15 protein-coding genes are annotated in these 24,331 nt (G+C 56.4%); 3 read left to right on the forward strand and 12 right to left on the reverse strand.

The genetic code is table 11. From position 1 onward, the window contains the following. Nucleotides 1-308: 308 nt before the first annotated feature. Nucleotides 309-3,269 carry a PAS domain S-box protein gene (locus tag HAPAU_RS15075; protein ID WP_066384643.1) on the reverse strand — a complete coding sequence of 987 codons (2,961 nt, stop codon included), beginning with the start codon at nt 3,267-3,269 and terminating at the stop codon, nt 309-311. Nucleotides 3,270-3,798: 529 nt separating this feature from the next. On the opposite strand from HAPAU_RS15075, the gene HAPAU_RS21080 reads away from it, so the two are divergent. Further along, the gene (locus HAPAU_RS21080; RefSeq protein ID WP_066384439.1) at nt 3,799-4,200 is read left to right on the forward strand and encodes a DUF7344 domain-containing protein; all 402 of its coding nucleotides are present in this window, start codon (nt 3,799-3,801) and stop codon (nt 4,198-4,200) included. Nucleotides 4,201-4,801: 601 nt separating this feature from the next. Here HAPAU_RS21080 and HAPAU_RS15090 read toward each other — a convergent pair. The 8 genes from HAPAU_RS15090 to HAPAU_RS15125 all read right to left on the reverse strand — a co-directional run bounded on the left by HAPAU_RS15090 (nt 4,802) and on the right by HAPAU_RS15125 (nt 17,539). Then, nucleotides 4,802-6,085, reverse strand: coding sequence for a TIGR00341 family protein (locus HAPAU_RS15090; protein ID WP_066384450.1), 1,284 nt, complete (start codon nt 6,083-6,085; stop codon nt 4,802-4,804). Between the two features lie 504 nt (nt 6,086-6,589). Beyond that, the gene (locus HAPAU_RS15095) at nt 6,590-10,270 is read right to left on the reverse strand and encodes a glycoside hydrolase family 97 catalytic domain-containing protein (protein WP_368085893.1); all 3,681 of its coding nucleotides are present in this window, start codon (nt 10,268-10,270) and stop codon (nt 6,590-6,592) included. An 813-nt stretch (nt 10,271-11,083) separates the two neighbouring features. Beyond that, nucleotides 11,084-11,365, reverse strand: a complete 282-nt coding sequence (locus HAPAU_RS15100; RefSeq protein ID WP_066384455.1) for a hypothetical protein — start codon at nt 11,363-11,365, stop codon at nt 11,084-11,086. A 379-nt stretch (nt 11,366-11,744) separates the two neighbouring features. Next, nucleotides 11,745-11,912, reverse strand: a complete 168-nt coding sequence (locus tag HAPAU_RS15105) for a DUF1931 family protein (protein ID WP_066384457.1) — start codon at nt 11,910-11,912, stop codon at nt 11,745-11,747. Between the two features lie 205 nt (nt 11,913-12,117). After that, nucleotides 12,118-12,300: a PhzF family phenazine biosynthesis protein gene (locus HAPAU_RS22380; protein ID WP_245634162.1), complete on the reverse strand. Its 183-nt coding sequence runs from the start codon at nt 12,298-12,300 to the stop codon at nt 12,118-12,120. A 247-nt stretch (nt 12,301-12,547) separates the two neighbouring features. Then, nucleotides 12,548-12,820 (reverse strand): hypothetical protein, encoded by a 273-nt coding sequence (locus HAPAU_RS15115; RefSeq protein ID WP_066384459.1) that lies wholly within the window; start codon nt 12,818-12,820, stop codon nt 12,548-12,550. Nucleotides 12,821-13,104: 284 nt separating this feature from the next. Further along, nucleotides 13,105-15,714, reverse strand: coding sequence for a heavy metal translocating P-type ATPase (locus tag HAPAU_RS15120; RefSeq protein ID WP_066384461.1), 2,610 nt, complete (start codon nt 15,712-15,714; stop codon nt 13,105-13,107). Between the two features lie 412 nt (nt 15,715-16,126). Then, on the reverse strand, nt 16,127-17,539 hold the full coding sequence (locus tag HAPAU_RS15125) for an FAD-dependent oxidoreductase (RefSeq protein WP_066384464.1): 1,413 nt from the start codon (nt 17,537-17,539) through the stop codon (nt 16,127-16,129). A 498-nt stretch (nt 17,540-18,037) separates the two neighbouring features. Between HAPAU_RS15125 and HAPAU_RS21810 the strand changes: the two genes are divergently transcribed. Continuing rightward, a complete protein-coding gene (locus HAPAU_RS21810) occupies nt 18,038-18,367 on the forward strand; it encodes a DUF5789 family protein (RefSeq protein ID WP_084383805.1) in 330 nt (109 codons plus the stop codon). A 139-nt stretch (nt 18,368-18,506) separates the two neighbouring features. Further along, entirely contained in the window at nt 18,507-20,261 is a 1,755-nt protein-coding gene (locus tag HAPAU_RS15130; RefSeq protein ID WP_066384466.1) for a MutS-related protein, read from the forward strand. Nucleotides 20,262-20,472: 211 nt separating this feature from the next. On the opposite strand, the gene HAPAU_RS15135 is transcribed toward HAPAU_RS15130, so the two are convergent. The 3 genes from HAPAU_RS15135 to HAPAU_RS15145 are packed head-to-tail and all read right to left on the reverse strand — an operon-like array spanning nt 20,473 to nt 24,229. Beyond that, nucleotides 20,473-21,345 (reverse strand): FAD binding domain-containing protein, encoded by an 873-nt coding sequence (locus tag HAPAU_RS15135; protein ID WP_066384473.1) that lies wholly within the window; start codon nt 21,343-21,345, stop codon nt 20,473-20,475. Then, complete coding sequence (locus tag HAPAU_RS15140; protein WP_066384475.1) at nt 21,345-23,753, reverse strand: xanthine dehydrogenase family protein molybdopterin-binding subunit; 2,409 nt, start codon at nt 23,751-23,753, stop codon at nt 21,345-21,347. The genes HAPAU_RS15135 and HAPAU_RS15140 overlap by 1 nt, the downstream gene beginning before the upstream one ends. Further along, the gene (locus HAPAU_RS15145) at nt 23,750-24,229 is read right to left on the reverse strand and encodes a (2Fe-2S)-binding protein (protein WP_066384477.1); all 480 of its coding nucleotides are present in this window, start codon (nt 24,227-24,229) and stop codon (nt 23,750-23,752) included. Before HAPAU_RS15145 ends, HAPAU_RS15140 begins: the two co-directional genes overlap by 4 nt. Between the last annotated feature and the right edge of the window lie 102 nt (nt 24,230-24,331).

Consider the following 24,331-nt stretch of genomic DNA (forward strand, 5'->3'; position numbering starts at 1 on the left):
GTAGCCTCTGACAGGCTACTTTCCCCTTATGCGCTGCTGTATATAGCGTCTTAGATACCCCCATTAGATTGCCGGTTTAATTCTTATGCCGACGGAGCAGGCCGAATACCTCCGGGATTGACCCGAGGCGGTTCACTTCCAAGTATCACAGTCAAACTTGAACTCCCTACGAGGAACATCTGCACCGATCGTGAGTGAATTCATACACTGTGTCGCACGCGTAGTACCCGATTTGCATATCAATGGTCCTGTTGAGGAAGAGAAAGATATGTCGGCATCGCCGAATGCGCAACGCTGTCACCTGGCTATTACGCTGGTGGCGACGAGAACAACGACTCGAACACTCTCTTCTGGGCCTTTCGGAGGTGCTGAGAAAACGTCGGGGCCGCAATCCCGAAGGATTCGGCGAGCTCCTCTCCAGTCGTTTTACGCGGCCACTCGAAGTATCCTGAATGCACAGCCGCTTCAAGCGTGGCCCGTTGACGGCCGGTCAGGTCTTCAGTTACCGCTCGCTGGAGCTGCGTAAGCGTGTCGTCGCTTCGCGTAATCTGCCGACGACTCACAAGGTCGGTTGTCGGGTACGCAGCCTTTACTTCGTCAATGACCCGACGGGCGGTAATAGTGACGGGAAGGTGGATTCTCATGTGAAAGATGCCGTCCTCGATCCTCGCCTGCCGCAGATACCCGCCGTGAGCCGCCACGGCCGACACGACAGGGGGATCTGACAGCTGCAGCTCAAACTGGGCCATGCCGGCCTCCCGGTCGACGATCGTTACCGCCTCGAAGTGAGATAGCTGATCGACAAGCGCCTCGAGGGTATCGATGGCATCCTCAGTAACGGTCCCATACTCGAGGAAGGCCCCGCCACCGGTTGGTACCGCCCGGTCGAACGTAATTGTCCCACCGACGCCCGAATCAAGGCCGATAGTATTGAGGAAATCAGGAACTATAAATTCGAGTTCAGTGATCTCGTCGCTCATCAGTGCTTGCTTGCGTTCGACGGCTGCGATGGCATAGCCGACGATCTCTCCAAGTTGGGCGATCACGTCCTGTTCTTTGCCACTGAACGCCTTCGGACGGTCTGCGTAGACCCCGAGTACCCCGTAAAGGGTGTCGCCGTAGACGATAGGAGCCACAGCTAACGATCGGTAGCCATACGCCTTCGAATATTCATACCAGGGCTCGAAGCTAGAGTCTGTCAATGCGTCCTGGACGACTTGTATTTCCTGCGTTCGAATCGCCCTGCCAGCAGGTCCACGTCCTGCCGGATCGTCTGAATCCATCGAGAGGGGAATCTCCTTGAGATAGCCGTCGACACCGGCCTCAACGCCTGAGATAATTGACCGCGTCTGGGGGTCCACCTCGGCGAACCAGGCAAATTCGTAAGAAGCTACGTCGGCTAGGCGCTTACAGACGACCGCCACGATCTTCTCGCGAGTAGACTGGTCGATGACTGCTTCGGTGATGTCCCGGATGACGTCGTTGAGGGCGTTGAGTGCGGCCAACTGTTCTCGCTGGCGTTCAAGTTCCTGCTCGCGTTCCTTGCGCTCGGTGATATCTCGGACGACGCCTACGCGTCGGCGTCCGTCGCCGGGAAGCATCGCAAACGTCGCCTCGGCCGGTATCGTCTCCCCGTCGGCTGTCTGTACGTCCGCCTCCAGACTCGCGTGCTCGCGCTTCCCGGCCACGAGTTCGTCTTCGAGCCGGCCGGCGGCCGCCTGCGTCTGCTCGTTGACGACCATCGCGGCCAACGACCCTAGCAGAGCCTCGCGGTCGTAGCTCGTCAACTCGCAGTAGGCGTCGTTGACCAGCACGAACCGACCCTCCGCGTCGAGGACGTAGACGCCATCGTTGATCGTTTCTATGATGGTCTCGTACTGTTGTAGTTCGTGCTCACGCTGTTTGCGCTCAGTCACGTTCCGGAAATAGACAGACACTCCTGACTCCGAGGGATGGATGGCGGTTTCGAACCAGGCGTCGAGCGGTTCATAGTACTCTTCATGGACGACCGATCGCCCCTCCTCGGCAGCCTCAACGAGTGAGTGTTTGAATGAATCCGTCATGTCGAGTGTATCTCCCACGTAGCTGCCGATCGCATCTGATTTAGACAGGTCCAGCAGCTCTGCTGCATGGTCGTTGATATAGCTAAACCGAAGATCGTTGTCGAGCCCGTAGAAGCCGTCAGAAACCCGCTCGAATACCTCATCGAGTTCGCTCTCAAGCTCGTCGCGCTGGCGTTCGAGACGGCGCGCCTGCTCTTTGAGCTGCGTAATATCCTTGCCTGTGACGACAATTCGATCGCTGTCGCCTTCCGCATCCTCTAGCGGTGCGGCATTCACTGACAGCCAGCGTCGCTCGCCGTTCGACTGTTCGAGCTGACACTGCCAGTCAAACACGGGTGTACCGGTATCTAGCACCTGGGTGTGTGGTTGCTCGTCCAGCGGAACTGGGTTCCCGTCAGCGTCATAGATTGTGCGCTCTTCCGCCACGTATTCGTCAGGATCGTTGTCGGTGACACCCAGGAGGCTATCGGCCCGCTCGTTCGCGCGGATGATATCACCAGTGGGCGAGAGCACACCGATACCGACGGGAGCCGTGTCGAAGATCTGCTGGACGAGTTCCCGCTCACGGCGAAGCTGCTGTTCGTGCTTCTGGTTAGTGATATCGTAGTAGAGGTCGACCTGACCACCAGCGTACGCGCCGGATTCGATCGGCTTGCTGCAGTGCTTGAGCCAGCGCTCCTCGTAACCATCGTCCGATGTCACGTGGCACTCGAAGCGTTCGGTGGACGCGTTATCGTCGTCGGTCGCCAGTACGGTCTCCACGAACGCATCCAAATCGTCAACGAGGGGTGCGATATGCTCCTCAAGAAGCGTTCGTTTGTCCGTGCCCACGACTCGTTCGGGAGTGAGCCCAAAGTACCGTTCTATCGCGGCGTTGAGCCAGGCGACGTCGAAGTTCTCGTCGAAGACGACGATGCCGACATCGACATCCGCAAGAACATCGTCAACAAGCGATGCGATAGCTGCTGTTTCGTCCGGAGTAGTCGTGTCGGCGCTCGTCGGTGGCTGCCACCACACACGAGCGCTTGCCCCCACTTTCTTCGTTTCGAGCCGGCCGTGTTCGACAAGCCGATCCAGCCGGTTGTAGGTGCTTCGGCGACCCAGATCGAGGCGGGCTGCTACCTCTGGTGTCGTTTGTGGCACCCCGGGGTCCTCGAAGAGTACAAGTGTTTCTCGAAGAGCATCGGTCAGTGCTTCCCCAGTCATTGAAGTACACTCCTGATACACACACGCATTAACATTCCGTTGGTGGAACTTCCAGCAACAAGCAAACACCAGTAATCGGATCTCCAGCGCGCACCATACCTAGCTGCAAGAGTACAAAGAGGACAGGTAATCCGAGGTCGGGGTTCGATTCTAGGATGTTCTAGGTGTCTCTACACCGTTATGCAATAAAGCGGCGCACAGGAGACTCATCTGTAGTAGAGAGCTTCCGTCCGGCTATTTACGTGAATTATTCTACAGGTAATATCTCTGTAGGATCTCTACTGTCGGAAGCGATCCATAGGAGCGACTATAAGACTGGTTGTCTACCTAGTCATATAGGGACGACTCTCTTTATCATGTACGGCTTTGCCGCAATTGTACGCCACGATATGCAAGGGGAAGAAGAAAGTCGGTTCGCTCTGCGCTCCTGGTCACAGTAGTCGCAGCATATCGATAGCGTACACGGGTGCCTCTGACACCATGAACCAGTATTCACAAACTGAATGTGGGCAGACACGGAGTAGCAACGATGAGTAGCAACATCGAATCAGTTGTGTCCGCTGAAACGGATGTCTTTGGCGGGACAACCGCTCATACGGCTGTTTTCAAGACACTGTCATCGCAGTCATGCCGCTATCTCATCTATTATTTCTTAGCAGCATCTGACTCCAGTGTCCCGATCGAGGACGTAGTCACAGGAATTCAAACGCTTGCAGCCCACGAGAGTAAGCAACCGTCGTTGGTCGACGATGAGTGTCTCAAATCGCTCCTTCTTGAGAGCGCGATCCCGCAGCTCGAGCAGCTTGATGTGGTCGAATACGATTCCCGAAGTGGGAGTGTTCGATATTATCAACAGCCCTTCATCGAAGAGTACGCCGAACATGCGGCCTATCAAGAGTTATCGTCGGATTTCGTTCAGGAGTCACTGTAGCAGCGTCCACAGTATTGCTGAGTGACCGCTGGATGACTGCCAGTGGCTCTAGGTCTCGCTGGTGGGAAACGGATCAGTTGTCGCGTGCCGAGAAGTGGAGCCTTGTACAACTATACCCGATCATGAACGATACAATGTTGTACAAGGTACTATCCGACGATATCGTAGCCAACTGGATCCTTCAGGCGCACACATCACCGATGCCGTTCGATTTGCGATTGCGGAACTATGAGCTTCTATGATAATTATAAGAGTTAAGGTTAGAACGGATCGGTGTGCGCTCTATCAAAGATCACTCACTCAAACTCCGTCCTGAGACGAACTGGCAGTGGATGGTCGCAAGTGGTGCCATCTCAATTGTGCTTGCCGATCTTATCTGGGTAACGTTGCCCTTTGCTATTGTGTGGGTTGTTGGTCTTCTCTTTGGAATTAATCTGATCACGACTGGAGCATCGATGATCGAGATCGCTTTCGGCGGACGGAGCGCTAGTAGGGAAGGGAGGGCACCTGCTGGCGAGCCACGTGGCGCCTAACGGTGCCTTACGTCTTTTATTTTGAATCGGATACCTTGGAGGGATCGAATAACGATAGAGATAATTGGTTAGGTTGAACTCTGTCCCCGAACGAATTCAACGTCGACAGTGACGTCTTCTCCTGTTTCACTCGTCAGGCGGTCATCGATACGCTGAGCGACATCTGGTGGGATCTGAGCGTTCGGCCCATGTGCGACGACAACGGTTACTTCGGCAGGGTTTCCGAGGAGAACATCATCGATATCGTAGTTGACTGTCGCTGATTCGAATCGTAAGTCATCGAATTGACCGCTATCGAACATCGCTTCGATTTCAGCATTGGCGCTTGTCTCAACAGTTCCAACTGCGAAGGATGCCCAAGTAATAGTTCCAAGGACAACCGAGAGGAGAAGGAGACTACAAATGAGAATCACGATACGGACGCGGACTCCCTGCCATGCCCGTCCTGTGTGCTCACTTGTTTCGGGACGGTAGCCAGCGATCCACAAGAGAATGAGCGCCGAGAGATTGATCGCAAGCAGGTTCACCAGCACAAGAACGCCAGCAGTGAGAACGACCCCAGGATAGCCCCAAGCAAGACCGAGACCAGACGTGGCAGCAGGGGGAATCAGTGCGACCGCAATGGCAACTCCCACAAGTGCCGATCCTGCCCCACGGATGATACTCACGGCACCAGCAACACCTGATCCGAGAGCGAGAAACAGCGAGAGGAAATTCGGCGAAGTCCGTTCAAGGACCTGTGGAATCGTGCGGATATCAACCGGTGGTAACAGGGCAGTCTCATTTAACAGTACCCCGAGGCTGGCAGCTGTGAGGACTGCAGCGAGCAACCCAGTCACCTGTAGTGTCACACCACGAGAGGTCATATCCGGGTCCGCTAGAACTGCTCCAACACTGGCCGAGATAGCGGGTCCCATCAACGGGGCAATAACCATTGCGCCAATAATAGTTGCCGCCGAGTCGAGGAGCAGTCCCGTCGTAGCAATGAGCGTGCTTACAATAAGGAAAATAAAGAACGTTGAGGTCGCAGGGGCAAGATCTTCGGTATGTGCGATAAGTTCGTCGCGTGCAATACGATGTCCCCGGTATCGGTTTTTGAGGGTCTCTATTTGCTCGGAGACGACTGTCTCGGTCGGTAGAACAATCGTATAGGAGTGTTCCTTGATGCCTGCAGCATACAGTTTTTCAAGTACGGGTTCAACACCAGCATCAGGGATTGGGAAGGAAACTACCGCTTCAAACTCTCCGCGGCCAGTTTCTTCAGAGACCGCATAATCCATTCGTTCGTCGTCGAGTACCGCGAGAACGTCCATTCGATCACCGTCGGGGATAAGCACTTGGACAAGTCGCATACGACCACTACGTGTCAATTGAATATAAAGAGTGGTCTTACTTTCCACTACTTTTTCATCAGAAAGTGACAAGAGTATCTGAAATTTCTGCGATTATACCAGGTTTCAATTGATTATTATTGGGAAGGGGGTTGGAGAGCCTTGTGCAACACTTTGCCTTCTGGAGAACCACGCTATTGCACAAGGCATCGTCTGATTGATCTCACCATGGTGTGATACACTCGCGAAGGCAGAACCACCAAAACCGTTTCTACCATCTCCACTACTACCAACCCAAGGTACGGTTGTTCGGAGTTGTGACTAGGAGAGAAGGGCGTGGGGTGGTTGGTTCGAACCATGCGCCTTCTTGTTGCCCCGTTGTTAGGACATCACACTCTCTGCGGGGGGTTACTCGATATCCCGATCACAACGATCGTGATAGCGGTCGGCCACTTCCACGTCATCGAGTCGACTGTGGGCTTGATCTGCGTTCTCTATCGTGTTTTGGAGGATCGCTGTCGTGAGTCACTCCGTGATTTCAAAGTCGCCGAATGCCACTCTGCTCTTCTCGCCCACGTTGTGTGAGAGGGCGAACATCCCGGCATCCTGTACCTTGGCCGCCGATGAGACGTCGACGGTGCCGATCTCGGTGAACGTTGACCCGCCGTCGACGCTCGCTAGTCCCGTGAACGTCGTACCCTCCTTTTCGAGTCGAAGGTGCGTCGGGAAGCTGTAGGACACCTCCGAACCGATGAACTGATCCACGCGGCCACTCGCGTCGGTATCGACGTGCATGAACGGCCCGAGCAGCGGTGAGGTCGCTATCAACAGGTAACCAGGGGATTCGCTGGCACCGGTGATGTCGTTTCGCACGATAATACCCACCTTAGCGTACGGATCGGTGTTTTCTTGGTCAAGAATCTCTGCCGTGACCGTGCCGCTCTCGCCGAGTCCGTCGTCCACGTAAATGGTTCCGTACTCGTCGGCGTAGGTCTCGATGTCCTCGCCGGCGGCGTTGATAAGGAGTCGGTCGTCGATGCGGCCGAACTCGGCAGGTGCCGACGCGAACGTCGAATACTGCTCTGGGAGCTCGGCGGTATAGGGATCCTCGATACTAATAGTCTGTGCGGGGAGAGTGTCTTCGAGTGTCCGACCGACGGTGATATCGTACTCGCCAGCTTCGTCGAAGGTGAGACTGAAGCTATCCGTCTCTTGTGTCTCCGAGAACCGAACGAGGACAGTGTCTACCTGCTCGCCGTCAGCGTAGACGTTCAACTCCTCGCCGCCGATGAACTGACCGGTGTGAGAGCCGGTTATCTTCACGTCGAAGGGGAAAGTCACGTAGGTCTGTTCCGGGAGGGAGATGGCGTCGTACTCCTGTTCGGGTCGCTCGTATTCAAGAAGTTCGGCGCGTTCGCGGCCGCGGGCCTTCCGGAGACGAATCGCCTGCCCGCCACTGGCCACGGCCGACGCCAGCAGTGTCGTGCTTGGATCGACGATGGCCTCGTCGATTCGAACGTCTGTCGGCTCGCCGGCAAGTGACGCGTCGATACCGTCGCTGTACATCTCTGCAACGTATTTCGGCCCTCGCGGGACGTTCGAGCTATTCGCGGGCGTGCCGTTTTCGTTCGCGTGCTCGTTCCCTCGGCCTGGCGCGAGGAAATCGAGGGGGACGTCGAGCGCACGCCCGCGCTCGCCGGTCATCGTGCCGACGAACCACTCCTCGCCGGATTTACGCGCCGTAACGGTATACTCACCGATCACGGCGTCCAGAACGCTTGTATCGTCCCAGCCGCCGGCTGGAATCGCTTTGAGGAAGTCGAACTCGGGTTCCGTCTTGAAGTTCTCGTTTTCGGGCGTATAGTCGGCGTACTCGCTCGGAATCGGTGACATGTCACCCTGCTCGGTGACGGCGATCGTGTTGAGGTTGAACCCACCGACATCGCCGGTAAAGGTGCCGTCGGAGTCATCGTAGTGTAGTTCAACGGCGACGGTGTTCTCGCCTTCCGTAAGCTCGACAGCGGTAGTGAACACCTGCCAGTCGTCCCAGTACTCCGTAAAGGGAAGTTCGATGGAGTCCGTCGAGTCGTTCACTCGAAGGGTTGCTCTGGTCTCTCCGGCCTCGATTACACGACTCGCGTTCTGCTCGGCATCGCTCGCGTAGCGCAGGTGGAGGTCGTACGTTCCGTCGGTGGGGACATCCGTAACCGTGAACGATACCGAAGCACCGGGCGGGACGCGACTCGGATCGACCGCGACGTAGTTGGTGCCGAAGGCGTTCCGCCAGTTATCGGCCGTTATCATCCCATCGAGATTACCGGCCGCCGCTTGGACGAGTTCGCCAACCCCCAGTTCGGGGTTGATGTACGCCTCGATGCGGTCGGCGGCCATCTGTATCCCGGCGTTGTAAGTCGGGTACATGGCGAGTTGCTTCGCGAGTGTCGTCTGAATTTGGCCGCCAGTGTCGTCGTTGAATGTGATGTCGAAAATGCCGGGCTGAAAGCTCGTTGGGCCGGCCAGCATCCGCGTGAACGGCAATTCGACATGATGGTCGGGACCGAGGTCGGACGCAAGGGCATTGAAACCGTCGAATTCCTGTGCTTTCACCGTCTCTGTAGCCGCCAAATTTGGGTAGGTCCGACGCTTGCCGGTCGGTTTATCGGCCTCGTGCCGTTCGAGTAACTGTCGGTTGCCCGCCGCTTCACGGGCGACCAGTTCGTGGTGGTTAACCGCGATCTGACAGTGATGATTGATGGTCGGCGAATTGTCGGGACTTTCGTGAATCAGACCTGCGTCGGAGACGTAGCCGTTCTTGATCGTGCGAATGTCGTTGTCCTCGTAATACTGGAAGGTATCGTCACCGAGAATCTGCTCCTCGTAGTTGCCGAGGTTCCCGCCCGTCTCGTTGTGTGCGGTCATCTCTACTGCTGGGTCAAGCAACTGGCCATAGTCCGTGACCTCGGCCAAACTGAAGTCGGGGTAGGATTGATCGAAATCCATCGTCGCTCCGGAGCCAGGGTAGCTGTCCCACCCTTCGTTCCATCCCTCGACGAGGACACTGTCGATGCCGTTCTGGCTGGCGAAGGACATGTAGCGTTTCATCCGCTCGGTGCGTGCGCCGTGGATGTACGCGGCTGGGTCATTCCCGTTGGCTTCGATCTCGGCGTCGGGTTTGTATTCCCATTGGGCGTTGCCGGCGATCATCGTCCACCAGATGCCGACGTACTTTCGCGGCGTAATCCAACTCGTGTCGGGCTCGCCGGCGACGGTCGGGAGAACCGACTCATCGAGTTCGTCGTTGAGCAGCGGAATCAGTGATGACTCTGCGAGCTCTCCGGGCGTCTGCGTTACCTGTATTGTCCGCCACGGCGTTACGGTCGGCGCTTCGGTGACGACCTTTGTCCCGTCGGGTAAGGGAGCAAGTTCGGCGGTGAAGTCGGTCCCGCCATCGTCGGACTGTGGTGCGAGCGACATGGTCGCGTAGTCTGTGAGGTCAGCCTCGTGGACGCTCAGATAGGCATCTTCACCGGCCTTGACAGTGAATGGCGTGTGTGCGCCGTTTCGAATCGTGTTTTCGTTCGGCCGAATCGACCGCGTCCCAGCGGAGACGCCGCTGAGATCGGTCTCCTTGTACTCTTGTTCGAAACGGGGGTTGACGAACTCATTTCGAATCCACCACGCCGTGTAATCATCCGCGAAGTTGAACTGCGTGTTCTCAGACGTAATGACGGTCTTATCGCTGTTGGCGGCGAAATCGTCGTCGAACGCGAATCGAAAGCCGAGGCCATCGTCGAACACGCGGAGTTCGAGGTTCACCGATCGGTTCGGACTCGCCGTTTCTTCGAGGCCAAGACGCAGGTAGTTAAATTCCTCAGCGACGCTGTCGTACTGGTCCCAGACGGGGTCCCATCGCTCCGACTCTACGCCACTCTCACTGCCCGTAACAGTAACTGCGGCACCGTAGGACCCGTCGGCCGCCACACCGAATGTCGACTGGTTCTGGAAGTCGAACCCGAGCGATGACACGTCGACGTAGGTCGTCCCGTCGAACGTCACCGTATACGTCGGCTGCCCATCGGCAAGGTCAACCGTTACTTCAATGCTCCCATCAGGCGACGCGACTGTCTGTACATTGTCGTCCTCGTCGTTCGCTATCTGTCCGGACACAGCCTCAGGTACACCTACCGTGTACGCTGCGGCAGCCATCAATCCGGTAACTCCACCTAAAAAACCCCGGCGGCCGAGTGCTGTGATTTCTCGCGCGTCCCTGTCTGCTCCTGCCTTCTCCATACTGCCTGAATCACGCGGCATGTATACAACAATCGATAATAGTCATAAATAATAGTTCCTACACTACTATTACAAAGGATTCGATTGCGTTCGAAACGGGGACTGAGACGATTGTTGTGCGACGCTGTTTTCAGACGGTGCTTTGCTACACTCACTCGAATATCCTCCTCTGCTTGTTGGCGTCCGTCCACTCCTACGGAGACTCTATGAGTAGGGAACCAGTTTAAGATACGCTCTCCATGGATAGCTATTGTCAAGAGTGGAACCTCCTAATCGGGTCTCTGGGTAGCGCCGTCACCAGCCGTTCACGGAATGTACCCACTAGTAATTGTACCGTATGAATAACCACGTTTGTGAGGTTTGGGTTGATTTTTGTTAGATGTCTAGCCAGTTCCCAGAGGGATTAGGGTCCGGGAACGTTACTTACTACCGACGTCAGCTGTCTCCGGGGCGTTCGTCTCAAACGGTGTCTCATCGGGAATCTCAGATTCCTCAGGAAGGACGATCCGACATTCCTTATACGAGATACCGTCCTTCCGATGATCCTTCTGTGTGACGTAGAGATGACCCTTCATGAGGTCTGTGAACGTGGCGATCGGCCGCCTAGCGCGCTTCTAGCTGTACTCCTTGTCATCTCCTGGTCCCTCGTGTCTGAACTACTGGGCGAACTCACTAACATCAACGTACTCCCAACAGATTCTTCGATCCAGTTGCACGCTCTCTACTCCGTTACTCCACTTGTACGCCAAGTTCGTCGGCTATCGCTTGCAACTCGTCTTTGAGAAACGGCTCACCGCTAGCGGCCTCTTGAGACTCACTCAGTCCCGTCTTCACCCGGATGCCCGCTCGCATCGTTGTCGTTGATGGCCGTGATTTCTTGTCGACAGCAAAGCCCACCTCATCCGCGATAGCAACGAGTTCCTCCTTGGTGAACGACGCACTCACCTCGCGCTCAAAGCGACCGACAGCTGTACGAATCGCGTTCTGCAGTTCGAGCACAGTTGGACTCATACCGAAGTCGACGGCGAATGCATCCGTATAGATTGGGATACCGTTCGATAACTGGTGTATCACAGCCCCACTGAGTGGGAGTGGTATCAGCGGGCTGTTGACGGGAACCGGCCTCAGGGCATTAGCAGGACTCTGTATTGGAGCCGTCAGCTGTGGTGCTGATGAAGGAGCTGATATATCGATTCTTGTCCAACAGTCCCTCCTAGAGAGCAACGATGTTGCACAAGGCACTGTCTGACCATTATATCGAGGTGGGAGGTACAATTACGAGTGAGACTTCGCTCCGAAAGGCTGCTTGGGTCGTTTCCAGTAGAAAATCTACGAAAACGGAGCTACAGTGGGAGTTCGTCTACACTACTTCGCTAGAGAATCGTCGGACTTAGAGGTCGCGGGGCTGAACGGTCTTGCGATCGTTGTCTGTGGCTCGTTGGGCTGCATCCTCGAGTAATTCTTCGACTTCCTCGTCGAGTGAGTCGTAGAAATCCGACGCGACGTTCTGATCATCGAGCGTCTCTTTGACCGCCGCCTGAATGATGAGATCTGCCATCAACTGCTGTTACAGAGGGTACTACTGTATGCTTTCTGTTGGGAGAGCATGAAGGGAGTGTCAGTAGAACTGTCCCGATAGGCGTGAATCATTGGAGCTGCCCACTCAAAACCGGCAGTACGTGCCCGCCGACTTCGACATCGATACCATCTGTTGAGTGGGATGCTCGGAGGCGAAGCAGTGAAGCACGATTCATCTCGTATCCTTATTCGACAGTCACCTCGATCTCATCTGACTTGAAATAGTCTTCTCGGACGAGGTAGGCGGCAAGACACCCGTTCGAGGAGCCAGTCGCAGGATCTTCCGGAACGCCTCCACAGTCGGCAAACACGCGGACGTTCAGGTCGTTGTCGTCGTACGTCTCGGGAGCGAATACGAGGAGGCTCACATTGCCGAGCGGATTGATCGACATGGCTCTTCTCTCTAACGAAAGTATTAGGGCCGATAGGAAGTTCGAACGGTCGGGAATAGTGGTCTGATCATACCGTGGTGTGATATGCGTTCGAAGGTAGAGCCAGCAAAATCGTTTCTACTACCTACACTACTACTGTACTTAACTAGGTTTGTTCGGAGTTGTTACTAGTACGGTCTTGCAGTCGTAGTTCGCTCTCGCGGACTATGTTGTTGTCCCGATGTTAGGACATCACGCCCTCTGTAGGGGGTTGCTCGAGATCCCGATCACAACGATCGTGATACCGGTCGGCTGCCTCTTCGTCAATGACGACGAGCTTCTTCCCGCGACGCTTGGTCTGTTCGACGTCGTCCTTCCCTAACTTCTCGAGGAAGTCCATGACACGAGCCACAGTTTGCGTGTGTGGCTTCGATCCTTCAGACGCGGTGAGAGCCTTCGTGATCATCTGGTTGTCGAGCACGAGGCCAGCAGGTGCCTTCTCGGTGTAATCACGCACGTCCGAAGGGTACTCGTCGTGGTCGTGGTTTCAGTCATCGGAAATGCGGTGTGTCGCGAGTGAGACGGTCGTGCCCGTTCCGTGGCTGGCGAACGATTCGACGGCGTGGCTATGTTGGTCGACTACACTCAGGACAAGGGATGCTAGAGGCGGGCTCTCAATAGGCGTGCGGCGCTGGCGTTATGCGAAAGCTCGCCCATAGATAGCGGGGGTTACTTCTGACGCTGATGGAGCGATGAGAACGAACACCGTCTGATATTTCTCGATAAAATCCAATATATAAGTTAGACGTCGATAGTATCGTTCTCAGTATCATCGGACGTAATACGAGACAGTCGCATTGCATTGCCCGTCACAGCAGTCGTCATCCCGGCATCGCCAGCGAGCACGGCCAGCCAGATCGGTACATAGCCGAAGGGCACCCCGAGCGCCAGCGCAGCTTTGATACCGAGACTGGCATAGATATTCTGTCGAATGACGCTATTGGCGTCGTTCGCGAGTTCGTACAGATAGGGGAGCTTCGACAGATCGTCAGCCATGAGTGCAATATCCGCTGTTTCAAGGGCCGTGTCAGTTCCTGCGGCCCCCATCACAACGCCAACAGTTGCCGACGCGAGAGCAGGTGCGTCGTTGATGCCGTCACCAACCATTGCCACACCCTCATGCTCCGCGACAAGTTCGTCAATTACCGCAACTTTGTCCTCGGGCAGCAGTTCCGCTTGATACTCATCAACACCAACTTGTTCGGCAATCGCGCGGGCGGTCCGTTCGTTGTCGCCGGTGAGCATAACGGTCTGCTTCACGCCGAGTTCCTTGAGTCGGGCGACTGTCGCCGTGGCTTCAGGCCGAATCTCGTCGGCAACACCGATGACGCCTTCGAGTTCGTCTTCAGTGCCAACTAGAACGACGGTCTTCCCCTCTGCTTGAAGCTGTGGAACCGTATCTTCAAGAAGGTCAAGACAATTGTTTCGTTCACACAGCTGGCGTGCGGTCTGCGTGACGACGCCACCGTCCGTCGTCGCGTGGACGTGCGAGAGTTCGAATCCGAGGTCTTCGAACAGACCTGGCTTGCCCGCGAAGTGGGGCGTCCCATCAAGGTCAGCACGGACACCTTTGCCAGTGATACTTTCGAAGTCGTCGATGTCACGCTCTGCGATCTGCTGTTGCTCTGCATGGGCGACGATTGCCTCACCAATCGGGTGCTCGCTGCGTCGTTCGAGCCCCCGTGCGCACCGAAGAACACCCTCTTCGGAATTGTTATTCAACGGGATGACATCGGTGACAGTGAGTTCTCCCTTTGTGAACGTCCCCGTCTTGTCAAATGCGACGGCGTCAACTTCGCCCATCGCTTCGAGATAGTTGCCACCCTTGATCAGCACACCATTCTTCGCAGCACTCGTGATTCCAGAGACGACCGAGACGGGCGTCGAAATCACGAACGCACATGGACAGGCCAGTACGAGCAAAGTGAGTCCATAGACGACGGCCGTTGGCCAGGTCGTCCCGAGTAGAGCAGGACTGCCTAGTGTGACAAGGACGGCGAACGCGACGACAACTGGCGTATAGTACGCCGAGAAGCGTTCGACGAACTGCTCACGCTCGGTCTTGTTCGATTGGGCGTCTTCGACCATTTCGACGATACGAGAGAGAGTGTTATCGCCTGCTTCAGAGGTGACCTCCACTTCGAGATAACCTCCCTCGTTGATTGTCCCCGCATATACCTCGTCACCGACAGTCTTGTCAATAGGGACCGATTCGCCAGTGATCGGCGCCTGATTGACCGCACTCTCTCCGTCCATGACCTCTCCATCCATCGGAATCTTCTCCCCGGGCTTCACGATCACAATATCGCCTACTGTGATTTCGTCAACCGGAACCGTCACTTCGTCACCGTCCTGCTTGACTGTGGCCTCGTCCGGTGAGAGATCCATTAGTTCGCGCAATGAGTTACGTGCGCGGTCCATCGAGTATCGCTCGAGGAGCTCGGCGATACTGAAAAGGAACGCAAGCGTGGCAGCCTCGAAGTAGAGCGCTTCCCCAAACGCCAGGCTCGCGACCAGTGCGCCGAGGATAGCAATCGACATCAGGAAATCGATGTCAAGATTCAGGTTCCGCGCTGAGTAGTACCCGTTCCGGATGATTTCTTGGCCGCCAATAGCAATGGCGATGAGGAACGTGATATCTGCAATGAATAGCTCGCGACCGACAATACTCGCTACCTGCGCATTCTGAGTGGCCAAGAAGAATTCAAGGAGAAGACCAAACGCGACAAAGACGCCACTAACCCATGTTTTGAGTGCACGAGGGCTCGTCCAGATATTGTCCTGAGAGTCGTTGCGGTCACCACCCTTAGTATTTCTAGCGGTAGTTTCGGTGACCTCATAGCCAGCACTCTCGATGGCAGCGGTGATATCTGTCGGAGTGATTGTACTCGGATGATACGTGACCGTCACCTTGCTAGTAGTTGGCTGCGTGTCGAATGTCGAGATGCCAGCAAGCCCGTCAAGTGCATTTTCGATCTTGCCCGCACATGAGGGACAGTCCATCTCGGGGACCTCGAACTTCGTCGTTTCTTCGCCGGTTGTTTCAACACGATAGCCTGCTTTCTCGATGCGACCGGTGATCTCGGATACCGTCGTCTGATTGCTGTCGTATGAGACAGTTAGTGTTCCGGACGTTACCTGTGAATCGACATCGTTGATACCGTCCAGTTTCTGGACGCTGTTTTCAACTTTTCCTGCACATGAGGGACAATCCATCTCGGGGACAGTAAACTGGGCAACGTCACCTTGGTCTATCGACATTCCACCTGACCCCTCATTTGGAGGCTCGTCGTGGTTGTGCGAGCGGGATTCATCGCCAGAGTTCTGTGAATCCCGATGAGACGAAGTCATTACCAGGAACTAGGCTATCCAGTTTTATTAAACTAGCTGCTAAAGGAGACCCCTATTTACGCTCTTCTTAACAATTTTTTCGAGATGAATTATTAACTCGTTCGATACCCACACGAATGATTATTTTTAAGAGATATGGTTGCTGATATCGTGCCGTTGAAGACGGCAATTCGCGGTCATCACTCCGATATCGATCCTCACTAGAAGCTGAAGGTCAGGAGAATCTCAAGATAGCTGTCAAGAAGGATTGATGCCACCTAAAGGCCGATGGAGACCCGTTGATAGTCAAGGCTGAGGTCATCCTCAGAAAGCCCATGTCCGTAACTCGGTCCAGGGCTCCTACAATTCTGCAGTAGAGAGAGAGATTGTGAGTCCTTCTAAAGTGACTATACCCTGGCTACAGCTAGCTAAGCTAGTTGAGACGACCACCGAGCACCTTCGCTGCGGTCAGCACGGGATCCCAGGTCGTGTTAAATGGCGGCGCATAGGCGAGGTCGTAGTCGGAGAACTCGTCGACGGTTACCCCTTCGGTCACGGCGGCAACGAGCGCATGACTTCGATGGACGGCTCCTTCACCGTATTCTGATACGAGGCTCCCACCTAAGACGCGTCCGGAGTCGCGATCAGCGGTGAGGGTTACCCGAACCGTCCCGCCTTCGGGGTAGTAGCCAGCCCGAGAGTTTGCGTCGATCGTCTCCGTAATCGGATCGAATCCGGCTTTCTGAGCCTCATCATGGTCGATGATGCCAGTTCGAGCTGCCTCGATGTCGAAGGCCTTGACTGCGGCCGTCCCCGCGACACCGCCGCCTTCAGTCGGAGTCCCAGCGATTGTCTGGCCGACCGCACGTCCGTGTCGATTCGCGGTCAACGCCAGCGGGACATAGGCCGGTTCGCCGGTGACGACGTGTTCGGCCTCCGCACAATCTCCTGCCGCGTACACATCCGCCAGATTCGTCTCCCGATATGAGTCGGTCGCGATGGCACCGGTTTCTCCGAGCGTGATCCCAGCAGCCTCCGCTAGCCCCGTTCGAGGACGGACGCCTGTTCCGACGAGGACCATCTCGACCGGCACGCAGTCATCGGTTGTCACAACCGCTTCGACCGCATCCTCACCGTCAAGCACTTCGACCTGTGCATTGAGGTAGACCGCTACGCCCTGTTCGCGGAGGTGTTCGACGACGGTTTCGCTCGTCGCTTCGCTGAACGTCTTGAGGATGTGGTTTCCACGCTGAAAGAGATATACCTCAAAGTCGTTCGCCGCGAGCGCTTCGGCCATCTCAACGCCGATATAGCCGCCACCGACGATTCCGACGGGTCCATTGCATGTTTCGAGGAACTGGCAGGCGGGTCCCCGATCGGGCTGTTGTAGTTCCCCTTCAGATCGCGCCCGGCCGACGTACTCGCGGAGCTCCTTTCCATCCGACATCGACCCGAGCGTGTAGACTCCTTCGCGATCGAGTCCGTCAATGGATGGCGTGACGGCTTCAGCTCCGGTTGCGATAAGAACAGAGTCGTAGTCCTGAACGGTCTCGCCGTCGGCACTGCGAGCGGTCACTACTCGTTCGTCGGGATCAATGTCGATTACTTTGTGACCGGTTCGCAGGTCGATATCTCGCTCCTCGCGAAACTCTTCTGGTGTCACAGAGACCAGATTCTCCAATGATTGAATCTCACCTTTGATGTAGTACGGTAAGCCACATGCACCGTACGAGACCCACTTGCCCTGCTCGAAGACGATGACGTCGAGATCCGGGTCGTCCCGTTTTGCTTTACTTGCGGCCGACATGCCAGCAGCATCACCGCCGATAACGACGAACGTATTCATAGGGAGAGATGGTTCGCGGCGGTAAAAAACCTGAACTTAGTGTAAGCTGCACGATAACATCGCCCAGGTGGATTCGCGGACGATTCGATATACATATGCTTCATGTGATATGAGAAAACTTGTGATTTCTCAGAACGAATCCGCGCGCGATGGCGGATATGCGTGAGTGGTCGAACTGTGGTGTTTTGACCGAGAAACCGCTTCAGGTTCGAGGTGACCTCGGAATCTCAATTCTAAAACGGATCGAAACGGGTACTCAGTCCGTCTCTTCGCTCATTTAGGTGTAGTCCGGTAGCCATCCTGCAGGAACTACAATCTTGTCAGAGACACCGTCTACAGCGTATCTGTTATTACCAGAAATTATAGATTTTCTGTACTGGTATCGTGGTTGCTTTGGCGGAGGATTGAGCAGGGTAACTCCTTGTATGACCTTAATTTCATATAGGTGTAGGATGCCAAGCGTTTTCCGTGTCTGTATGAATAATCATGTTAAATACGATGACCCCACCAGAACGGACGGATCGAACACGAGAACAGGGAATCGAGTTCGGGACTCTTGCAGAGGACCTCACCACAGTAGAGTACCCAGCAGCTTGTACGGAGTTGATCGATACGTATGGTGATGAGACTCTACTGCTTCCAAATGGTTCTCAATCGTTGCGAAACGTGCTTGAGCCACTTCAGAACGAACAGTTTGATTCATCCGCGGACGTCCGACAGGCCATTATCGGGTTAGTGAATAAGAAGGCGATCGGCCGCGAAGGGTACAGCGATCGAACACCGCCAGCACCCGGAATCGAAGATAATCGAGAGCCAGACTCTTTCTGAAGGGGCAGTAGTGGTAAAGGAGTGAAGCGGTATAAGCACCCGAGAGGCGTCAAAGCTCTCCTGACGTGTTGACGACGACTGGATATAAGAATTAGAGCGGCACGAAAACATCAAACAGTTACCCCGGTTACGTGTGAGCATGCGTCTCGAGGATTATTGGGGTATCGGACCCAAAACGCGAACTCTGTTGGCGGACACTATAGGTGTCGAGCGCGCGATTACAGCCATCGAAGCAGGCGAGGTCGGCACTCTCGTTGCGGCCGGTGTGTCTCGTGGGCGGGCTACACAGATTCTCCGCCGAGCCCACGGCAACGCAGGGTTAGCTACCCTCGTTTCTAGTGATGCACGCTCAGTCTATGATGACCTATTATCGCTTGCTGCGGAGTACGCCGTTACCGATGGGGCTGCCGACAGAATTCGTGTGCTGACGCCGTTGACCGATCCAACGGCAGCTACGGATCGGCTCGACGAAATACTTGCTGCACGCGATACCTGGGAATCACTCGATCAATCAGCTCGTGAGCAGATCCAAGAGTCGTTCACGACCTATGATGCGGCCAACGGGACAGATCGCGCAGCGGTCGAGACAGCAGTAGCGTTACAGGAGGCAGGACTGGGAGATGCATTCGACGTGCTTGCTGATCTGGACGTCGCTGAGCTTCAGGATGCCGCTGGTGCGCTTGGCTATTTCCGTGAAACCGATACCGGGGTCGAAGTTCTTGAGGGAGCGGACACGGAGCTCGATCGTCTCCGCGCCCAACTTGTAGCACTCAGAAATGAGGAGGGATCCGCGCTGGATATCATCGAATCGATCCGAGCGGCCGGTACACGTGATATCGAGGAGTTTCAAAGCGCCGTTATCGATTACATAGCCAACGAGACCGATATTGACCACGGCACGATCCGAACTGCGGCCATCAAGGATGCAGTCGACACCGCTGATTTCGTCTCTGGAACGCTCCGGAATCTGGGGGCAAAGCTTGAGGCCGACGTTGAGTCCCGTGAGAAGGCAGTAGCGAGTCAACTCCAATCAACTATCGACACCGCTGAGAACGATGTCACAACCGCTGTTGAGGCGGTTTCGGATATCGCGTTTGCCCTCTCACTGGGTCGATTTGCTGCCGAATACGATCTCCGGCGCCCCGAGCTCGGTGGCGACGGATTGGCCGTGCGAAACGCACGGAATCTATTCTTGTCGGGTGATGTCCAGCCGATTACATACGCGATTGGAGCTCACGAGATGCCGGCATCAGAGTCGGTCCAGCCACCGACAGACGATCGGGTCGCGGTGTTGACGGGGGCGAACTCCGGGGGAAAGACAACCCTCTTGGAGACGCTGTGTACGATTGTAATTCTCGCATCGATGGGACTACCAGTACCCGCCGACGACGCCCATGTCGGTTCGTTCGATCATATCGTCTTTCACCGGCGACATGCATCGTTCAACGCGGGGGTATTGGAGTCAACACTCCAGTCGGTTGTGCCCCCACTGGTCAAAGATGGGCGGACGCTGATGCTTGTCGATGAGTTCGAAGCGATCACCGAACCCGGTCGTGCTGCCGATCTACTGAACGGCCTTGTTGGCTTGACGGTCGAACGGGACGCACTAGGAGTATACGTGACCCACCTCGCAGAGGATCTCGCCCCGTTGCCAGCAGCCACGCGGATCGATGGTATCTTCGCGGAGGGGCTTACACCCGATTTGGAATTGCAGGTGGATTATCAGCCCCGATTTGGAACACTCGGTCGGTCGACGCCAGAGTTCATCGTCTCTCGGTTGGTAGCTAATGCTGAGAATCGGACGGTGCGCCAGGGCTTCGAAGAGCTTGCTTCTGCGGTCGGCCAAGAGGCAGTTCAGCGAACGCTGTCGGACGTTCGGTGGGCGCCGGAGTGAATCGGTTTCGAGATGTCTTACAGAAGAGTTCCAAGGTCGTCAATATCGACGAGCAGCCAATCGTCATTGAGCTCGTCATGCCGGTCGTAGAAAGTCATACTTTACATAATGATTACTATAATACTGATTTATCTGTCTGGTCCGAGGGGAGTGATCTCAACGGGATGACGAGACACCGAAGGCGGCTCGAACCACTTAGCCCCGAAGTAGTTCACTGACTGATATCTATGACGTCATACAGCGCACGCTCGGTGTCGATCGTCAACAAGTGCTCGCGGTACTCGGCGCTCGCCTGCACGTCCGAAACGAACGCTCCGTCGTCGACTGTTATACCGGCTTTGGCCGATGCCGCGGTGATCGTATCCTCGGTAATCGCTTCCCCCTCGAGCTCGTCCTCGACAGCCGGCAGTCTCGCGGGAGTCGTCGTCGCACCGGTGACGGCGACTCGAGCCTCCTCGATCGTCTCACCATCGGTTCGAAGCCAGACGCCGACACCGACCAATGCGTAGCCCGAGAGCGGATCTCGACGTTTGCGGTAGCCGCTTACTGCATCGTCGATGGTCGGTATCCGAATGCCAGTGACGATCTCGTCATCAGCGACCGCCGTCTCGAACGGCCCCTCGAAAAGGTCGGTCGCGTCGATCGTTCGCTTGTCATCTAACCCGCGAACCTCGAGCGAACCGTCGAGCGCGAGCAAGGCGGCCGGCGGATCTGAACGCGCATCGCCGTGGGCGAGATTGCCGCCGATCGTCCCACCGTTTCGAACCTGTGGGTCACCCAACTCGGCCGCAGCGTCGGCGAGTACGCTCGCACGCTGACGGACAGTCTCGGAGTCGGCAATTTCGGCGTGTGTAGCGAGTGCGCCGATCGAGAGGTCAGTTCCATCGTCATCCTCTTCGATCATATCGAGCCCACGCAGTTGGCCGATATCGACGAGCGCTGGCGGCGATTCGTCCCCCGTCTTCATTCGCGGTAACAGCCCGTGTGCGCCGGCGACCAGTTCAGCACCAGCGTGGTCACTGAGCAGTGTGAGTGCGTCGTCGACGCTATCTGCTCGGTAGTACTCGAAGTCGTTCGTGTACATTACTGATCACCCTCCGTGGCCCGCCAGACCGACTCCGGTGTGAGAGGCATGTCGAGGTGGTCGACGCCGAACGGCTCGAGCGCGTCCACGACAGCCGACACCATCGTTGGTGTCGCCGCAATGGTAGCCGACTCGCCGACGCCTTTCACCCCGATCGGGTTGTGCGGACTCGGCGTTACCGTGTTGTCCGTCTTGAATTCCGGTAGTTGCGTCGAGTGGGGGACGGCGTACTCATCCATTCGACGAGTCTGAAGGTGTCCATTGTCGTCGTAAACCGCTCCCTCATAGAGCGCGGCCCCGATCCCCTGTGCGATTCCGCCGTGGACCTGTCCCTCGACGATCATCGGGTTAATGATCTCGCCGCAGTCGTCCACCGCAATGTAGCGTTCGATCTCGATTTCGCCCGTTTCGGGATCGACTTCGACGACCGCGACGTGGGTTCCGAAAGGGTAGGTGAAGTTCTCCGGGTCGTAGAAGTTAGTTTCCTCGAGACCGGGATCCATTCCCTCAGGCAGGTCGTGACCGAGGTATGCCTCGTGTGCAATCGTCTGAATGTGAAGCGATCGATCCGGCGCGCCGGTGACGCGGAACTCACCGTCCTCGAACTCAAGGTCGTCTACGCTCGTCTCGAGCTGGTGGGCGGCGATCCGACGAGCTTTCTCCCGAACTTCGCGAGCACCGCGAGCGATGGAGCCGCCGCCGACCGAGGCGCTTCGGCTGCCGTAGGTCCCCATCCCCTGCGGAATCCTATCGGTGTCGCCTTCGACGACGTCGACGTCGTCAACGGAGAGTCCCAGTTCCTCGGCCGCGATCTGGGCGTAGGTCGTTCGATGTCCCTGTCCCTGGTCGGCGGTTCCAGCGAGGACTGTTACCGATCCCGTCGAATCGAAGCGGACGATCGAACTCTCCCAGCCGCCGGCCTGTGCGCCGAGATCTCCGGCGAGTCCGGACGGCGAGAGCCCCGCGGATTCGACGAAGTTACCGATCCCGATTCCGATGTACCGATCTTCGTCTCGAAGCTCGCGTTGGCGTTCGCGTAGTTCGTCGTAGTCGATGTGATCGAGCGCCAGATCCATCGCACGTTCGTACTCGCCGCTGTCGTAGACGAGCGCCGCCGCCGATTCGTAGGGGAACTCGTCGGGTGGGACGAGATTGCGCCGGCGCAGTTCGGCCGGATCTATCCCAAGTTCCCGTGCACCGACGTCAACGAGTCGCTCGATCACGTAGATCCCCTCGGCCCGACCCGCACCGCGATAGGCGTCGACGGGTGTCGTGTTCGTAAACGCGCCGATGACACGACAGTGAATCGCCGGGATGGTGTACTGGCCGGAGAGGACCGTAGTGTAGAGGTACGACGGTGTCGCCGTGCCGAACTGCGAGAGCTGTGCGCCGAGGCCAGCGTGCGTTTCGACTCGAACTCCACGGATCGTTCCGTCGTCGTCCAGAGCGATCTCGCCGGTCGTCACGTGATCTCGGCCGTGGCAGTCGGTCAGATAACTCTCCGAACGCGTCGCCTGCCATTTCACCGGTCGACCGAGTTGCATCGAACACCAAGCCGTCACGGCCTCATCCGGATAGTGGTAGATCTTGCTTCCGAAGCCGCCGCCGACTTCAGGAGCGATTACCTGAATCTTGTTCTCCGGAAGCCCCAGTGTGCCCGCTGAGAGCAGCATTCGGTGGAGATGGGGGTTCTGACTCGTCATCCAGAGACGAAGTTTTCCGGTTGCATTCTCCCAGTCTGCGAGGGCCGCACGCGGTTCCATCGCGTTCGGAATGATTCGTGGCTGTCGGAGATCAACGCTCGCAACCCGGTCGGCGTCGGCGAACGCCTCGTCGGTAGCGTCCACCTCGCCGAGTTCGAAGTCGAAGGCGACGTTGTCTGCTGCCTCGTCGTGAACCGGGGGCACGTCGCGTTCGACGGCCTCGACCGGATCGGTGACGTGCTCGAGTGGCTCGTACTCGACCGTGATCCGCTCGAGTGCGTCGTGGGCCGCGTGCGGCGTCTCCGCGATGACGGCGGCGATACCCGTTCCCTCGTAACGGACTTTGTCCGTGGCGAGCATGCGATACTGTGGTTGGACGAGACCGGGAAGGTCCCACGCGGTCGGAATCGTATTCGGAACGCCGCTTTCGACGACGTCTTCGCCGGTGTACACCGCGATAACGCCGTCCATAGCCGCTGCGTCGCTGGTATCTATACTCTCGATTCGTGCGTGGGCGTGATCGGACCGGCAAATAGCCAGATGAGTCATTCCACGAAGGGAGATATCGTCGGTGTACTCCCCGTCACCGGTTAGCAGTGGAACGTCCTCGCCGCGTTTGATGGCAGAGCCAAAAGTGCCACCGCTGCCGTCCCCGTCGGGTTCGGTAGCTGACTCCGTCGCTTCATTCGTATCCGCGTCGCTCATCGTTGTCCACCCAACTGGTCAGCTGTGGCCTCGATGGCATCCACAATGTTCTGGTAGCCGGTACACCGACAGAGGTTCCCCTCGATCGCCTCTCGAATTTCCTCACGGGTTGGATCGTCGTTCTCACGGAGGAACGTGTCGGCGGTCATGAGCATCCCCGGTGTACAGTAGCCACACTGGAGTCCGTGTTGTTCCTGAAACTGCTCTTGTAGGGTCGTGAGATCGCCGTTGTCGGCGATCCCCTCGACCGTTTCGATCTCCGATCCGTCGGCCTGGACGGCCAGGCGAGTACAGGACTTGATCGTTTTACTATTCTCTCTGACGGTACAGGCACCGCATCGTCCCGTTTCACAGCCGACGTTCGCCCCGGTATAGCCGAGTTCATCTCGAAGTGCCGATACGAGCAACGTTCGCGGCTCGACGGTCAGCTCGTGTTGTTCACCGTTAACTATTATCGATATATTGCATTCTGACATTCATAATCCTCGCAGTATGTGTTTTACTCATTCATGTGTATTGTTTCCAACGTTCGTGTTAGATGCCTACACTCCACACACACCATATCGAGGTAAATAGAT

The organism is Halalkalicoccus paucihalophilus (assembly GCF_001593955.1).
GTDB classification, from domain to species: Archaea; Halobacteriota; Halobacteria; order Halobacteriales; family Halalkalicoccaceae; genus Halalkalicoccus; species Halalkalicoccus paucihalophilus.

Excerpts from the sequence above, each read along its gene's own strand:
- HAPAU_RS15075 (WP_066384643.1), bottom strand. The coding sequence starts at position 3,269 with ATGACTGGGGAAGCACTGACCGATGCTCTTCGAGAAACACTTGTACTC.
- HAPAU_RS21080 (WP_066384439.1), top strand. The coding sequence starts at position 3,799 with ATGAGTAGCAACATCGAATCAGTTGTGTCCGCTGAAACGGATGTCTTT.
- HAPAU_RS15120 (WP_066384461.1), bottom strand. The coding sequence starts at position 15,714 with ATGACTTCGTCTCATCGGGATTCACAGAACTCTGGCGATGAATCCCGC.
- HAPAU_RS15130 (WP_066384466.1), top strand. The coding sequence starts at position 18,507 with ATGCGTCTCGAGGATTATTGGGGTATCGGACCCAAAACGCGAACTCTG.
- HAPAU_RS15135 (WP_066384473.1), bottom strand. The coding sequence starts at position 21,345 with ATGTACACGAACGACTTCGAGTACTACCGAGCAGATAGCGTCGACGAC.
- HAPAU_RS15100 (WP_066384455.1), bottom strand. The coding sequence starts at position 11,365 with ATGAGTCCAACTGTGCTCGAACTGCAGAACGCGATTCGTACAGCTGTC.
- HAPAU_RS15090 (WP_066384450.1), bottom strand. The coding sequence starts at position 6,085 with ATGCGACTTGTCCAAGTGCTTATCCCCGACGGTGATCGAATGGACGTT.
- HAPAU_RS15095 (WP_368085893.1), bottom strand. The coding sequence starts at position 10,270 with ATGGCTGCCGCAGCGTACACGGTAGGTGTACCTGAGGCTGTGTCCGGA.
- HAPAU_RS15140 (WP_066384475.1), bottom strand. The coding sequence starts at position 23,753 with ATGAGCGACGCGGATACGAATGAAGCGACGGAGTCAGCTACCGAACCC.
- HAPAU_RS15125 (WP_066384464.1), bottom strand. The coding sequence starts at position 17,539 with ATGAATACGTTCGTCGTTATCGGCGGTGATGCTGCTGGCATGTCGGCC.
- HAPAU_RS15145 (WP_066384477.1), bottom strand. The coding sequence starts at position 24,229 with ATGTCAGAATGCAATATATCGATAATAGTTAACGGTGAACAACACGAG.
- HAPAU_RS21810 (WP_084383805.1), top strand. The coding sequence starts at position 18,038 with ATGACCCCACCAGAACGGACGGATCGAACACGAGAACAGGGAATCGAG.
- HAPAU_RS15105 (WP_066384457.1), bottom strand. The coding sequence starts at position 11,912 with ATGGCAGATCTCATCATTCAGGCGGCGGTCAAAGAGACGCTCGATGAT.